A 13,183-nucleotide genomic window follows, 5' to 3' on the forward strand; every position below is an offset into this window, starting at 1 on the left:
CGGACACTCCCTAAGATCCCGTCATGCGTCCCATTGCCCCTGCTCGCGAGTACGACGTCCCCGTCCTCGCCGACCTGAACAACCGCTTCGCCCCCGACGGGCTCACGCTCCCGCGTTCCGAGTCGTTCGTCGAGGCCCATCTGGACGACTATCGCGTCATCCGCGACGACGACGGCCACGTAGTCGGGTGCGTCTGCATCGACGAGTACTCGCCCTCCTTGGTCGAGCTGGTCTCGCTCGCGGTCGATCCGTCGCAGCAGGGGAAGGGGCTCGGCGCGCAGCTCGTGAAGGCGGCGGTGACGCTGGCCGCCAAGCGCGGCTACCCGGAGATCTTCGCCGTCTCGTTCAGCGACTCGCTCTTCCAGCGCTGCGGCTTCCACTTCCAGGACATCGAGAAGTACCCGGAGAAGAAGCGGCGATACGACCGGGTATCGGCGGACGAGTGGACGATCGGCCACAAGCACTGCTTCGCCCTCGCGCTCCCCGTGGAGCACGTGTAGGCGTGGTCCCCTCGCGCCCCTCGTCGTCGCGTCCCCCCACCAAGGGGCTCGACGACTATTCCGAGGTGCTGGGGATGACACCGCGCCAGCACGAGCAGAAGATGCGGAAGTGGTACGTCCTGCTGGCGGTCGCGCTTTTCTTCTCGGTCTTCGGCGAGGGGTTCCTGATGCTCGCCGCCCGGATGAAGGAAAAGCGGGAGGTGGAGGCGCGTCGCGCGAAGGGGGCGGTGACGGAGCCGGTACGGCAGGGGGCGACGACGCCCTCCGTGCCATCGACAGTGCCGCCCGCGCCTGGCGGTCCGCCTAACGCTGCGCCGCGCTGATTCGCCGGCGTGCGCGCAGGTCGAGCGTCTCGCCGGCGCTTAGCGTGACGTAGGGCTGCTCGGTGCCGGGCGACTCGCCGCCATTGTGGACGTAGAGCAGGCCGGGCCCCATCACCTCGGCGCGGTCGCCACGCACCACGATCGCCGTCCCTTCGTCGAGCCCGAGCCCGAGGAGCGTCGGGTGCACCGTGATGACCTGCTGCAGGTCGCGCTCGCGCTTGCGGGCCCCCACGTGCTGGTCGACGGCGACGTCGCGCAGAAAGCCGAAGCCCTGCTCGTAGCCCGGGGCCATCATGATCGTGTTCCCCTCGCGCGCGCCCCGCACGAGGTACGAGGCGAGGATCGACGCGCCCGCCGACGTCCCGCCGACGACGCCGCCACGTGCAAGGAGGGCGTGCAACTCACGCTCCGAGCGCGTGCCGAGGTAGGCATCGACGAGTCGCCATTGCCGTCCCCCCGGAAACCAGACGCCGCGCGCACGGCGAAGCAGCGTCGCGAACGAGTCGCTCTCGGCGAGTCGCCGGTCGCGCGTGTGGATGATGGTGAGGTTGCGCGCCCCCGCCCGGGTGAACATGCCCAGTCCCGACCAGTCGGTCGGATACACGGAGTCCTCGCCCGCGGTGGGGATGACGACGATCGGGGCGTCGGGGCCCCCGGCCAGTTCGATGAATCGAGAGACGATGGCCGGGACGATCTGCCCGCCGCCCACCACCACGAGATGACCCGCGGCGGGGGCGATGGTCCGCTCGCCCGACGCGCGGCCCGAGGGGGACGCCGATGTCGCGGGGGCGTTTGCGCCGCGCGCCGTCGCCTGCGAGCAGGCGGCGACGGCGCAGGCCAGTGCAAGGACGATGATACGGTGCGCGCGGATCATCGGCTGTATCCGGTTAGTGCTTCATCCCCTTCATGGACTGTTTGGCCGTGCACGACTTCTCGACGACCTCGAAGGTGTCGTGAATTGCCGTGATTGCCGCCTTGAGGTCGGCGTCGCTCGTGGAGCCCTTCACCTTCTCCGCGAGATCGGCGGTGCTGGCGGCGATGGTGGTCACGGCCTTGGCGTTCTCCGGCGTGGCGCAGGCGGCTGGTGCGGTGGAGCCTGCCCACGCCTTGGCCTTGTCGGCCAGCGTCTGGGCATTGGCCTTGAGGGGGGCGAAGTCGCCCTTGTCGGCGGCGGGGTGGAAGGTGCCGCCGAGGACGCCGTGGAAGGCGTCCATCTCCTTCCAGGGGGACATCATGTGTTCACCCTTCATGTCGTGCTGCATCGCGGCCGGCTTCGACGCGGAGTCGGGCTTGGCCCCGTGCTGCTGGTGCTGCTGGGCCTGAACGGAAGTCGCCGCGAGGGTGATCGTGACGGCGACGGTGAGGCGAGAGGCGAGCGACATGAGGGAAATTCTCCAGGATGTTCGGGTGGAGCGCTGAGGCCGGGAATCTAACGGGTCGGCGAGGGGGGCCCTATGTTCCCGCCGCGAGCGGATACCCGGGATCGGAGGGAGAGTGCCACGGGGGGCGGCCCCGGGGGCTCAACCCTCGTGCGGGGTGATCCGTTCATCAGCGACACCCCGGCCGCGCCCGTCGGCGCGAACGCCGGTCGAGACCCAAGTCACCAAAGGGAGCGACAGACATGCACTCGCGTTTCACTCGCGCGCTGGTGGGCGTGGTGGGGGCTGCCGTGATGGCGGCGTGGTCCGCGCCGCTCGTGGCGCAGGACGCCGATCCCGCACCCAAGCGGGCGGAGGGTGAGGGGCCGTTCGACAAGCTGATCATCCGTGGCGCGACGCTGATCGACGGGCAGGGGGGGCCGCCGCGCGGGCCGGTGGACATCGTGATCGAGAAGAACCGGATCACGCAGGTGGCGGAAGTCGGGTATCCCGGGCTCCCGATCAACGAGGCGCGTCGCCCCAAGGGGCCGGCGCGCGAGATCGATGCCAAGGGGATGTACGTGATGCCGGGGCTCATCGACCTGCACGTGCACACGTGCGGCAAGCCGAAGGCGCCGGACGCCGAGTACTGCTACAAGCTCTGGCTGTCGCACGGGATCACGACGGTGCGCGGCGTACCGTTAGGCGGCTTCGAGTGGTCGGCGAGCGAGGCCAAGCGGTCGTCCACCAACGAGATCACTGCGCCGCGCCTGGTGAACTACCAGCGCCCGGGGTCGGGGAAGGGGTGGACCGGTGGGCAGATCACGACGCCCGAGAAGGCGCGCGAGTGGGTGCGCTGGGCCAAGACGCAGGGCATCGATGGACTCAAGGTGGGCGCGCACGAGCCGGAGATCATGGCGGCGCTGATGGACGAGGCGAAGAAGCTCGGCCTGGGCTCCACCGCGCACTTGCAGCAGACGGGCGTGCCGAACATGAACGCGATGCAGGCGGTGCGCCTCGGCCTCGGCGCCGTGACGCACTACTACGGCATCTTCGAGTCGATGTACGAGGGGACGTCGATCCAGCCGTATCCGGCCGACTACAACTACTCGGATGAGCAGTGGCGCTTTGGCCAGGTCGCGCGGCAGTGGAGCCTGGTAAAGCCGAAGAGCGCGAAGTGGTATGCGTTCCTCGACACGCTCAAGAAGTACGACGCGACGCTCGACCCGACGATGACGACCTACATGTCGGGGCGGAACCTCATGTACCGTCGCACGGCGGAGTGGCACGAGAAGTACACGCTGCCGTCGTTGTGGGACTTCTACACGCCCAACCGCGAGAACCACGGCGCGTACTTCTACGACTGGACCACCTGGGACGAAGTCGCCTGGCGCCGCTTCTACAACGTGTGGATGGAGTTCATCAACGACTACAAGAACATGGGCGGGCGCGTGACGCCGTCGACGGATGCGGGCTTCATCTACAACACGTACGGCTTCAGCTACATCGAAGAGTTGGAGAACTTCCAGGAGGCCGGCTTCCACCCGCTCGAGGTGATTCGCGGCGCGACGTTGCACGCGGCGCAGGAGCTGAACAAGGCCAACGGCAAGCCGATCGAGATGGGGCTGGTGCGCCCGGGGATGCTGGCCGACCTGGCGATCGTGGGCGAGAACCCGATCAACAACTTCAAGGTGCTGTACGGCACGGGGCACCTGCGCCTCAACGACAAGACGGGGCAGATGGAGCGCGTGGGCGGGGTGAAGTGGACGATCAAGGACGGGATCGTCTATGACGCCAAGAAGCTCCTCGACGACGTGGCCAAGATGGTCGAGAAGCAGAAGAAAGAGCGCGGCATCTCCAAGCTGCCGGCCGTCTCGATGCCCTAGCGGCGACGGACGGACTTCATCATCGACACAGCGAGGGGGTGGAGGCGCCGCACGGTGCTTCCACCCCCTCCCCGTTTGGGGAGGGCGTCGGCGTGCACTACACATCGGGTGTGACGTACGGCGGGCTGGACGGTGTGACACGACTGCTTGCGCGGGAAACTCGGAACGCGTATTCAGTTGGCCCGACTGGCAGGCGGGTCGGCTCCCCCCTTGAGCCCCCCCATCTTCAACCCCCAGGAGCACGCCATGAAAGGAGTCGTTCAAGTCGCTGTTCCCCTGTTGGTGTTGGCGGCATGCGTGGATGCCCCGAGCCCGGTGGCCCTCCCTAACGATGCCGCGCTTGCGGCGACCGAGGACGCGCCCTTGATGGCGGTGTCGGCCGCTGCCGGGACGCCGATTCCCGGGGAGTACATCGTGGTCATGAAGCCGAGTGCGGCGATGCGCACGACCTCGGCGGCGCAAGCCGTCGGGGTTGCAGCTGGCCGAGTCCGCCGGACGTATCGCGCGGCGCTCGACGGCTTCACGGCGTCGCTCTCCGAGGGCGAGGCGGCGGCGCTGGCACGCCACCCGAACGTGGCGCTGGTCGAGCGTGACCAGGTCATGACGATCTCGACGACGCAGAGCGGTGCCACCTGGGGGCTGGATCGCATCGACCAACGCAATCTCCCGCTGTCGACCACGTATTCGTACACCAGCACGGGGGCCGGCGTCCGCGCCTACATCATCGACACCGGCATCCACGCGTCGCACACCCAGTTCACGGGCCGGGTGGGAACGGGGACCGACAAGGTGGACAACGACAACAATCCGGCAGATTGCAACGGGCACGGCACGCACGTCGCCGGTACGGTCGGTGGTACGACGTACGGCGTGGCCAAGGGCGTGACGCTCATCGGCGTGCGCGTCCTCAACTGCTCGGGAAGCGGGACCACGTCCGGCGTGATCGCTGGCGTCGACTGGGTCACGGCCAACCACGTGAAGCCGGCGGTCGCCAACATGAGCCTTGGCGGTGGCGCATCGACGGCGCTCGACAACGCGGTCGCCAACTCCATCGCCGCTGGCGTGACCTACGCGATTGCAGCCGGCAACTCCAACGCGCGTGCGTGCAACGCCTCGCCGGCCCGCGTACCGAGCGCGATCACCGTGGGCGCGACGACGTCCACCGATGCCCGCGCGTCGTACTCGAACTGGGGGAGCTGCCTCGACCTCTTCGCTCCGGGGTCGAGCATCACGTCGGCCTGGTACACCAGCAACACCGCCACCAATACCATCAGCGGCACCTCGATGGCCACGCCGCACGTGGCAGGGGTCGCGGCGCTCTACCTGCAGGGCAACCCGTCGGCCACGCCTGCGACGGTGCGTAACGCCCTCGTGGCCAACGCGACATCGGGCAAGGTGACCAACCCGCGCAGCGGCTCGCCGAACCTGCTGCTGTTCTCCAACTACTAGCAGCCACCGCACGGGGGCGAAGCGCGGCGCAACGCGCCCCCGAGGCGCGATGCTGCTGTCGCGCGGGATGGATGGACGAACGGGCCCGGCAGGCGATTGCGCCTGCCGGGCCCGTTTGCGCCTGCCTTCGGGCTGGGGACCTGTGCCGCTCAGCCCCGGAGCTTGGCGGCGTCGCGCCGCAGTTCGGCCCGGAAGTCCGGGTGTGCGATCGAGATCAGGGCGTCGGCGCGCTCGCGCAGCGACAGGGCGTGCAGGTTGACGGCGCCGTACTCGGTCACGACCCAATGCACGTGGCCGCGCGTCGTGACGACACCGGCCCCGGCGTCCAGTTCGACGACGATACGTGAGATCTTGCCGCGTGCGGCCGTCGAGGGGAGTGCGATGATCGGCTTCCCGCCGCGCGAGCGGGCCGCACCGCGGACGAAGTCCATCTGTCCGCCGATCCCCGAATAGATGCGCGGTCCGATGGAGTCGGCGCAGACCTGACCGGTGATATCGACCTGGATGGCCGAGTTGATCGCCGTGACCTTGGGGTTACGCGAGATGAGCGCCGTGTCGTTGGTGCGGTCGCAGGGGTGGAACTCGACCAGCGGGTTGTCGTTCACGAAGTCGTAGAGCCGCTGGCTCCCGTTGACGAACGACGTCACGATGCGCCCCGGGTGCACCTGCTTGAAGCGGTTGGTCACCGCGCCGGCTTCGACGAGGTCGACGATGCGGTCCGAGAACATCTCGGTGTGGATGCCGAGGTCCTTCTTGTCGTGCAGTCGGGCGAGGACGGCGTCGGGGATCGCCCCGATCCCCATCTGCAGGGTGGCGCGGTGCTCGACGAGCCCCGCGACGATCTCGCCGATGCGTCCCTCGACCTCGCTCTCCTGGCCCGGCGCATGCCCAGGGAGGAAGCGATCGGAGCACATGAAGGCATCGATGCGCTCGAACGGGATGGCGGTGTTGCCGAGGGTGCGCGGCATCCGCTCGTTGATCTCGGCGATCACGAAGCGCGCCGAGTCGACGGCGGCCCGCGCGCAGTCCACCGAGGTGCCTAACGAGCAGTAGCCATGATTGTCCGGCGGCGACAGCTGCACGATGGCCACGTCGAGCGGCACGATGCCGTTGGTGAAGAGCGACGGGATATCGCTGAGGAAGACGGGGACGAAGTCGGCGCGCCCGTCGGCCACCGGTTCGCGGAGCGCGGGGCCGCAGAAGAGGGCCACCGACCGAATGCGCTCGGCGATCCCCGGCTTGGTCCAGGGGGCGTCGCCCTCGGTGTGCATGTGATAGAGGCGCACCTCCTCGAGATCGGCGCGCTGGGCGAGCGCGGCGAGCAGCGGGGTGGGGGTGGCGGCTGCGCCGTGGCAGAAGACGCGCATGCCGCTGGTGATGAGCGAAACGGCATCGGCCGCGGACACGCCGCGGGACTTCCAATCGACAGGAGGCATATGGATTGTCAGCAGGTGGCCGTAATGTAACATCCGAACGTTGCATTCCCGATCGGAGGGCGCATGGCGTCGAGTGCTTGGGGGCCGCTGGTGATCGCCACCGTCGTTGGGCTGGTGGTGGGAGGGATGATCGCCTGGTTGGCGGCGCGCGCGCGCGCGGTGGGCGAGCTGACCCGCCTCGCCGCGACGCTGGAGGCCGAGCGTGCGCGCCATGCAGCGGCGCTCGCCACAGAGCAGCGGCACGCGCAGGAGCGTGAGGCACTCGTGCGCCAGTCGGAGCTGCAACTCAAGGAGGCCTTCCGCGCGCTGTCGGCGGATGCGTTGCGCGAAAATGCGGAGTCTTTCCTGCAGGTCGCGCGCGGGACGCTCGACGAGGTGCGCACCGCCTCGTCGCTCGATCTCGAGGGGCGGCAGCGGGCCATCGGCGACATGCTCTCGCCGCTCCGCGAGGCGCTCGATCGTGTGGACGGCAACCTGCGACAGGTGGAGGTGGCGCGCGCCGGGGCGTACGAATCGCTGCTGACGCAGGTGGCCTCGCTGGCCGACGTGCATCGCGAGTTGAGCGGGCGGACGCGTACGCTCGTCGACGCCCTTAAGTCGCCGGTGGTCCGCGGGCGCTGGGGCGAGGTGCAACTGCGACGGGTGTGCGAGATGGCGCAGATGGTGGAGCACGTCGACTTCGTGGAGCAGGAGAGTGTGGGCGGGCCGGCGGGAGTGCTGCGCCCCGACGTGCAGGTGCGGCTGCCGGGCGCCAAGATCGTGATCGTCGATGCCAAGGCGCCGCTGCAGGCGTACCTGGACGCGCTCGAGGCGCCGGACGACGCGGCGCGCGAGGCACTCCTGCGGCAGCATGCCCGTCAGGTGCGCGACCACATCACGCGCCTCTCGGCCAAGGGGTACTGGGAGCAGTTTCCGCAGGCGCCCGAGTTCGTGGTGATGTTCCTGCCGGGCGAGACCTTCTTCAGCACGGCGCTGCAGTACGATCCCACACTCATCGAGTATGGCGTCGAGCGCCGCGTGATCCCGGCGAGTCCCACCACCCTCATCGCGCTGCTGCGCGCCGTGAGCTACGGCTGGCAGCAGGAGCAGGTCTCGCGGGGGGCGGAGACGGTGCGCGCGCTGGGGCGGGAGCTGTACGACCGGCTACGCAGCTTCTCCACGCATCTCGACGAGATGCGCCGTGGGCTGGAGAAGGCGGTGGATGCCTACAACCGGAGTGTCGGCTCGCTCGAGCAGAGCGTGCTGCCACAGGCGCGGCGCTTTCGCGAACTCGGTGTGGCGTCGGCGGTCGACCTTCCGACGCTCGAGGGGATCGATCGCGCCCTCGCGTCCCGCGCGACGGGGACGCGGGCCGGGAGCGGGATGGTGCGCGGGACCACGTGCCGGACATCGCGCGGGACCACGCGACGGTCGGGGAGCCGCGCGATGCGGCGGGCGACACGCCGGCGGCTCATCGCGAGCCCCCGGTATTCCCGTCGCCGCCCGGCGCCTAACGCACGCCGGCGCGTGGCGCCCGGCGGTGCCTAACGCCGAGTGGTGGCTGCGTCCTGCGTGGCGGCCGGGGGCGAGACCGCGGTCCCGGACCGCGAGAGGAGCGTGATTTCAGGGTACCGCGCCGTCAGCGCTGCCCGGTCGATCCCCGTGCCGCCGCGCAGCGCCGCGTCGAAATAGGGGACGATGACCGCGTTCATGAGGGCGTGCATGCGCGCCGGTGCGATCCCGCCGAGCATCCCGGTACGGGCGGCGAGCTTCGGGGCGATCCAGCTGAAGTCGGTGTAGTCCATGTGCTCGCTCCCCGTCACCGTCATGAGCGACACCGGGGCGGTGGCACGCTCATAGAAGAGGCGGTGCACGTTCGTGTTCTTCTGGCTCGAGGCGATGAAGAAGGGGCGGGGGAGAGGCTCACGCGCGGCGACTCCGTAGTGCAGGCCGTCGAGGTTCATCCCGGCCGCGCAGCGCGCGTCGATCGTGCAGAAGGCGGCCGCCGTCGCGCCGCCGAACGACATGCCGAGGAGCCCGACCTTGTCGGTGGCCAGGCGTCCCGCGAAGAGGGTATCGCCCCCCATGTGCGGGGCGCTCATCGCGGTGATCTGGTCGAGCACGAAGCGCGTGTCGTCGGTCCAGCGCACGATGGAGGTGTCGAGCGGGGCCGAGTTGGCGTACATCGTCCGCAGGGGACCGAGCATCGCCGAGGTGTCGGTCGCCTGTTGCAGCTGCGTGATCGCGGCCAGCGCCTGCGTGAGGGACGCTGAGTCGGCCGGATTGAACGGCGGGTTGGCGAGGGCGACCTTGCCGTCGGGCATGAGGATCGCCCCTGCCTCGTACGGATGGTCGATGCTGGCGACCACGAAGCCGTGCGACGCGAGTTCCTCCATCTGCACGGTGTTCTGCGACTCGGTCCCGACCCCGTAGCCGTGCGAGAAGAGGATCAGCGGGAAGCGTTGCGGCTGGCTGGGGAGCCAGGCGCGCCGGTACGAGTGCGTCGAGATGTTGGTGAGGTGGGAGAGGGCGAACGACGGGAGCTTAAGCCCGGTCGCGATCCCCTTGGCGACGTCGGACTCGATGTAGTCGTCGCTGGCGCCGGCGACCGAGTCGGCGGGGAACCAAACGCGTACGATGAGCTGGCGCTTGCCGCCTGGCGACGGGGCCAGCATCTCGAATCGCGAGCTGTCGGTCAGCACGATCCAGCGGGTCCCGACCTTGTGGGGGCCGGTCGGTTCGGGGAGCGAGAAGAGCGGGACGAACCAGGCGACGGCCGCGGAGGCTGCGGTGACCGCGAGGATGACGAGTGCCCCGAGCCAGCGGATCACCGGGCGGTCCTTCGCCGCCCCTTCGCCGTCACGCACCTCGAAGATGGCGGCGAGGGAAATGAGCCCGGCGAGCGCGTAGGCGGCGAACAGCTGCCAGCGTCCGTGGTCGATGAAGACGTGGACGAGCGCCAGGGTGACGGGGAGCGCGGGGCGGTATCGAAGGAAGGCGGGGCGCCGCGACGGAGCGACGAACAAGGCCGCGCCCGACACGACGAGCGAGGCGAGGAAGACGATCTCGAGAAAGCGCACGAGGGGCGAGGGGGCGTCGGGGACATCGCGCCGGCGACCAGGAAGGCGCGCCGAGCTGTGCCAAGGTGTCGTGCGCCAACGCCTGCTGGCAAGCGTGCGTTCTCCGGGACGAGTGGTGGGGGCCCCGCTTGCCCCCCGTTCCCCCTCGACGTCTCCCGCGCCGCGGGGCACTTTGGGGGCTGCTGCCCGGACCCTGTGCCTTCCTCGCCGCCGCTCCCGGCGGCGAGGAGCCGCGCCTAACGACGGAGATTCGATCGATGCTCTCGCGCCGCACCTTCCTCACCACTTCGTCGCTGGCGCTGGCCGGCACCGCGTGCGCGGCGGGCGGGCGTGACGCCGCCGCCGCCCAGGAAGACGACCATGCGGCGGGAGCGGGAGGCGATGCCGCGCTCCCGCCGGCGATCGCCGCCCTCACCTCGATGAAGGGGGAGGCCAAGCCGATCAGCGTGGAGGAGCGCCGCGCCCGGCTCGAAAAGGCGCGCCGCCTCATGACGGAGCAGAAGATCGACGCTCTCATGCTGACCGGCGGGACGTCGATGGTCTACTTCACCGGGATGAACTGGGGGAACAGCGAGCGCCTGACGGCGGTGATCATCCCCGTGAAGGGGACGCCGTTCGTGGTGACGCCCAAGTTCGAGGAGGAGCGCACGATCGAGCAGGTCAAGCTCGGCCCGTTAGGCAGCGGGACCAACGTCATGACCTGGGAAGAAGACGAGTCGCCGTCCGTGCTGGTGGCCGACGGGTTGCGCAGCCGCGGCATCGCCGCCGGGGCGCTGGGGGTCGAGGAGACGGTGAAGTTCGTCTTCAGCGACAACGTGGCGCAGGCCGCGCCGCAGCTGCGTGTGACGAGCGGGACGCCGATCTCGGCGGGCTGCCGCATGATCAAGGACGCGCACGAGCTCGACCTCATGAAGCTGGCGTCGCGCGTGACGCTCAAGGCGTACGAGGCGGCGTGGAAGTCGCTCAAGGAAGGGATGACGCAGGGCGACTTTGCCCGTCTCGTCTCGCAGGCGCACGAGAAGCTCGGCTTCTCCGGCGGCGCTGGCGTGCAGGTAGGCGAGTTCTCGGCGCTCCCGCACGGGTCCATCACGCCGCAGGTGGTGAAGGAGGGCTCGATCCTCCTCATCGACGGCGGCTGCAAGGTCGAGGGGTATTCGTCGGACATCTCGCGCACCTTTGTGCTGGGGAAGCCGACCGACAAGATGAAGAAGGTCTTCGAGATCGAGCACGCGGCGCAGACCGCGGCGCTCAAGGCGGCACGTCCCGGCGTCCCGTGCGGCGACATCGACGCGGCGGCGCGCAAGGTGATCGAGGACGGCGGCTATGGCCCGGGCTACAAGTACTTCACGCATCGCGTGGGGCACGGCCTGGGAATGGACGGGCACGAGTGGCCGTATCTCGTGAAGGGGAACACGCTCCCGCTCGCGCCGGGGATGACGTTTAGCGACGAGCCCGGGATCTACATCCCCGGCGAGTTCGGCGTGCGGCTCGAGGATGACTGGGTCGTGACCGAGACGGGGGGCGAGATGTTCACGCCGCAATCGCCGTCGCTCGAGGATCCGTTCGGGGGAGCGGCGAGCTGAGGATGAGGACGAAACGAAACGCGACCACGGGGAACGAAATGATGACAGACCGGTCGACCGGAACGGCGAACGTGTTGTTGGGGGGGGCCCCCCGCGTCTCCGACACGCGACGCCGCATCGCCACCACCACGCCGCGCCACCTCGCGGCGGCGGTCCTCACGCTCGCCGCGTTAGGCTGCGCCTCGGCGCAGACCCCGGCGCCGGCCACGGCAGATGACCTCGTGGCCAGGGCGCGCGGCATCCACGAGCGCGTCATCACCCTCGACACGCACGTCGACATCAACCCGGGCAACTTCCGGGTAGGGCAGCCGAACTACAAGGATCGCCTCAACACGCAGGTGAACGTCGCCAAGATGGAAGAGGGCGGGCTCGACGCCGCCTTCCTCATCGTCTATGTGGGACAAAATCCGTCGTTCACCTCGGAGGCGTACGCCCGCGCCTACAACCAGGCGATCGAGAAATTCGACGCCATCCACCGACTCGTCGACTCCATCGCGCCCGATCGCGTGGCGCTCGCCCGCACCGCCGACGACGTGCGGCGCATCTCGGCGCAGGGGAAGAAGGCGATCCTCATCGGGGTCGAGAACGGCTACCCCATCGGTGATGACATCACCCGCGTGAAGACGTTCTACGACCGGGGGGCGCGCTACCTGTCGATGGCGCACAACGGGCACTCGCAGCTCTCCGACTCCAACACGGGTGAGCGCGACGGCAAGTGGCAGTGGAACGGGGTCTCGCCGCTGGGCGAGCAGGTGATCGGCGAGCTGAACCGGTGGGGGATCATGGTCGACATCTCGCACCCGTCCAAGCAGTCGATGATGCGCACGTTGCAGCTGAGCAAGGCGCCGATCATCGCGTCGCACTCGGGCGTGCGGGCCATCTGCAACCACAGCCGCAACCTCGACGACGAGCAGCTCAAGGCGCTGGCGAAGAACGGCGGCGTCGCCCAGTTGGTGGCCTTCGACGCCTACGTGAAGGAGCGTGCCCCCGACTCCCCGGCGCGCACCCAGGCGATCGCGGCGCTGCGCGCCGAATTCGGCCTAACGGGGGGCGGCCTTGGCGCCGGCGCGATCCAGCAGCTGCCGGCCGACAAACGCAGCGATTTCCAGCGCCGACTGGCGGAGCTCAACCGGCAGTTCCCCCCGCCCCCGCGGGCCACCGTCGCCGACTTCGTGAACCACATCGACTACGCGGTGAAGCTCATCGGCATCGACCACGTCGGCATCAGCTCGGACTTTGACGGCGGCGGCGGCGTGGAGGGATGGAGCGACGCCACCGAGACCTTCAACGTCACGCTCGAACTCGTGCGGCGCGGTTACACCGAGGCGCAGATCGGGAAGCTCTGGAGCGGCAACCTGCTGCGCGTCCTGACCGACGTGCAGCGTGTTGCCCGGGAACTGCAGCAGACGAGTGCCGTCGGGGCGACGCGTTAGGCGGCGAAGTGGTGGCATGAGCCGTTGTGGCAGGCGGGCTGGGCGGACAGGATCTCCATAGCCTCAACGAACGAACCCCCGCGTCGTCACGACGCGGGGGTTTTCATTGGGAGACTCCAACCGGAAAAAGCCTGCAGAGGCTGGCGGCCGTCCTGG

General features: G+C 69.2%; 11 protein-coding genes. 7 read left to right on the top strand and 4 right to left on the bottom strand.

Annotated features, from left to right (window positions below; translation table 11 throughout):
- Positions 1–23 precede the first annotated feature (23 nt).
- Both IPN47_00975 and IPN47_00980 read left to right on the top strand, forming a co-directional pair.
- The gene (locus IPN47_00975) at positions 24–500 is read left to right on the top strand and encodes a GNAT family N-acetyltransferase (GenBank protein ID MBK9406621.1); all 477 of its coding nucleotides are present in this window, start codon (positions 24–26) and stop codon (positions 498–500) included.
- Between the two features lie 2 nt (positions 501–502).
- A complete protein-coding gene (locus IPN47_00980) occupies positions 503–823 on the top strand; it encodes a hypothetical protein (protein MBK9406622.1) in 321 nt (106 codons plus the stop codon).
- On the opposite strand, the gene IPN47_00985 is transcribed toward IPN47_00980, so the two are convergent.
- Both IPN47_00985 and IPN47_00990 read right to left on the bottom strand, forming a co-directional pair.
- Positions 804–1,697, bottom strand: a complete 894-nt coding sequence (locus tag IPN47_00985; GenBank protein ID MBK9406623.1) for a cyanophycinase — start codon at positions 1,695–1,697, stop codon at positions 804–806. The two genes, IPN47_00980 and IPN47_00985, sit on opposite strands and share 20 nt — an antisense overlap.
- Before the next feature lie 13 nt (positions 1,698–1,710).
- On the bottom strand, positions 1,711–2,205 hold the full coding sequence (locus IPN47_00990; GenBank protein MBK9406624.1) for a hypothetical protein: 495 nt from the start codon (positions 2,203–2,205) through the stop codon (positions 1,711–1,713).
- 239 nt (positions 2,206–2,444) lie between these two features.
- On the opposite strand from IPN47_00990, the gene IPN47_00995 reads away from it, so the two are divergent.
- Entirely contained in the window at positions 2,445–4,067 is a 1,623-nt protein-coding gene (locus IPN47_00995) for an amidohydrolase (protein ID MBK9406625.1), read from the top strand.
- A 246-nt stretch (positions 4,068–4,313) separates the two neighbouring features.
- Complete coding sequence (locus IPN47_01000; protein ID MBK9406626.1) at positions 4,314–5,516, top strand: S8 family peptidase; 1,203 nt, start codon at positions 4,314–4,316, stop codon at positions 5,514–5,516.
- Positions 5,517–5,665: 149 nt separating this feature from the next.
- Here IPN47_01000 and IPN47_01005 read toward each other — a convergent pair whose 3' ends face one another.
- Complete coding sequence (locus IPN47_01005; protein MBK9406627.1) at positions 5,666–6,952, bottom strand: acetyl-CoA hydrolase/transferase family protein; 1,287 nt, start codon at positions 6,950–6,952, stop codon at positions 5,666–5,668.
- A gap of 63 nt (positions 6,953–7,015) precedes the next feature.
- On the opposite strand from IPN47_01005, the gene IPN47_01010 reads away from it, so the two are divergent.
- Positions 7,016–8,479: a DNA recombination protein RmuC gene (locus IPN47_01010; GenBank protein MBK9406628.1), complete on the top strand. Its 1,464-nt coding sequence runs from the start codon at positions 7,016–7,018 to the stop codon at positions 8,477–8,479.
- Here the strand turns inward: IPN47_01010 and IPN47_01015 are convergent.
- A complete protein-coding gene (locus IPN47_01015) occupies positions 8,476–10,011 on the bottom strand; it encodes a hypothetical protein (GenBank protein MBK9406629.1) in 1,536 nt (511 codons plus the stop codon). The genes IPN47_01010 and IPN47_01015 overlap by 4 nt on opposite strands.
- A 257-nt stretch (positions 10,012–10,268) precedes the next feature.
- On the opposite strand from IPN47_01015, the gene IPN47_01020 reads away from it, so the two are divergent.
- Both IPN47_01020 and IPN47_01025 read left to right on the top strand, forming a co-directional pair.
- Positions 10,269–11,594, top strand: coding sequence for an aminopeptidase P family protein (locus IPN47_01020; GenBank protein MBK9406630.1), 1,326 nt, complete (start codon positions 10,269–10,271; stop codon positions 11,592–11,594).
- A 41-nt stretch (positions 11,595–11,635) separates the two neighbouring features.
- The gene (locus IPN47_01025) at positions 11,636–13,027 is read left to right on the top strand and encodes a dipeptidase (protein ID MBK9406631.1); all 1,392 of its coding nucleotides are present in this window, start codon (positions 11,636–11,638) and stop codon (positions 13,025–13,027) included.
- Positions 13,028–13,183 lie beyond the last annotated feature (156 nt).

Source organism: Gemmatimonadota bacterium, from assembly GCA_016719105.1.
Classification (GTDB): Bacteria; Gemmatimonadota; Gemmatimonadetes; order Gemmatimonadales; family Gemmatimonadaceae; genus SCN-70-22.

Coding starts and splice junctions, on each gene's coding strand:
- IPN47_00975 (MBK9406621.1), top strand. CDS start 24: ATGCGTCCCATTGCCCCTGCTCGCGAGTACGACGTCCCCGTCCTCGCC.
- IPN47_00985 (MBK9406623.1), bottom strand. CDS start 1,697: ATGATCCGCGCGCACCGTATCATCGTCCTTGCACTGGCCTGCGCCGTC.
- IPN47_00990 (MBK9406624.1), bottom strand. CDS start 2,205: ATGTCGCTCGCCTCTCGCCTCACCGTCGCCGTCACGATCACCCTCGCG.
- IPN47_00995 (MBK9406625.1), top strand. CDS start 2,445: ATGCACTCGCGTTTCACTCGCGCGCTGGTGGGCGTGGTGGGGGCTGCC.
- IPN47_01000 (MBK9406626.1), top strand. CDS start 4,314: ATGAAAGGAGTCGTTCAAGTCGCTGTTCCCCTGTTGGTGTTGGCGGCA.
- IPN47_01005 (MBK9406627.1), bottom strand. CDS start 6,952: ATGCCTCCTGTCGATTGGAAGTCCCGCGGCGTGTCCGCGGCCGATGCC.
- IPN47_01010 (MBK9406628.1), top strand. CDS start 7,016: ATGGCGTCGAGTGCTTGGGGGCCGCTGGTGATCGCCACCGTCGTTGGG.
- IPN47_01020 (MBK9406630.1), top strand. CDS start 10,269: ATGCTCTCGCGCCGCACCTTCCTCACCACTTCGTCGCTGGCGCTGGCC.
- IPN47_01025 (MBK9406631.1), top strand. CDS start 11,636: ATGACAGACCGGTCGACCGGAACGGCGAACGTGTTGTTGGGGGGGGCC.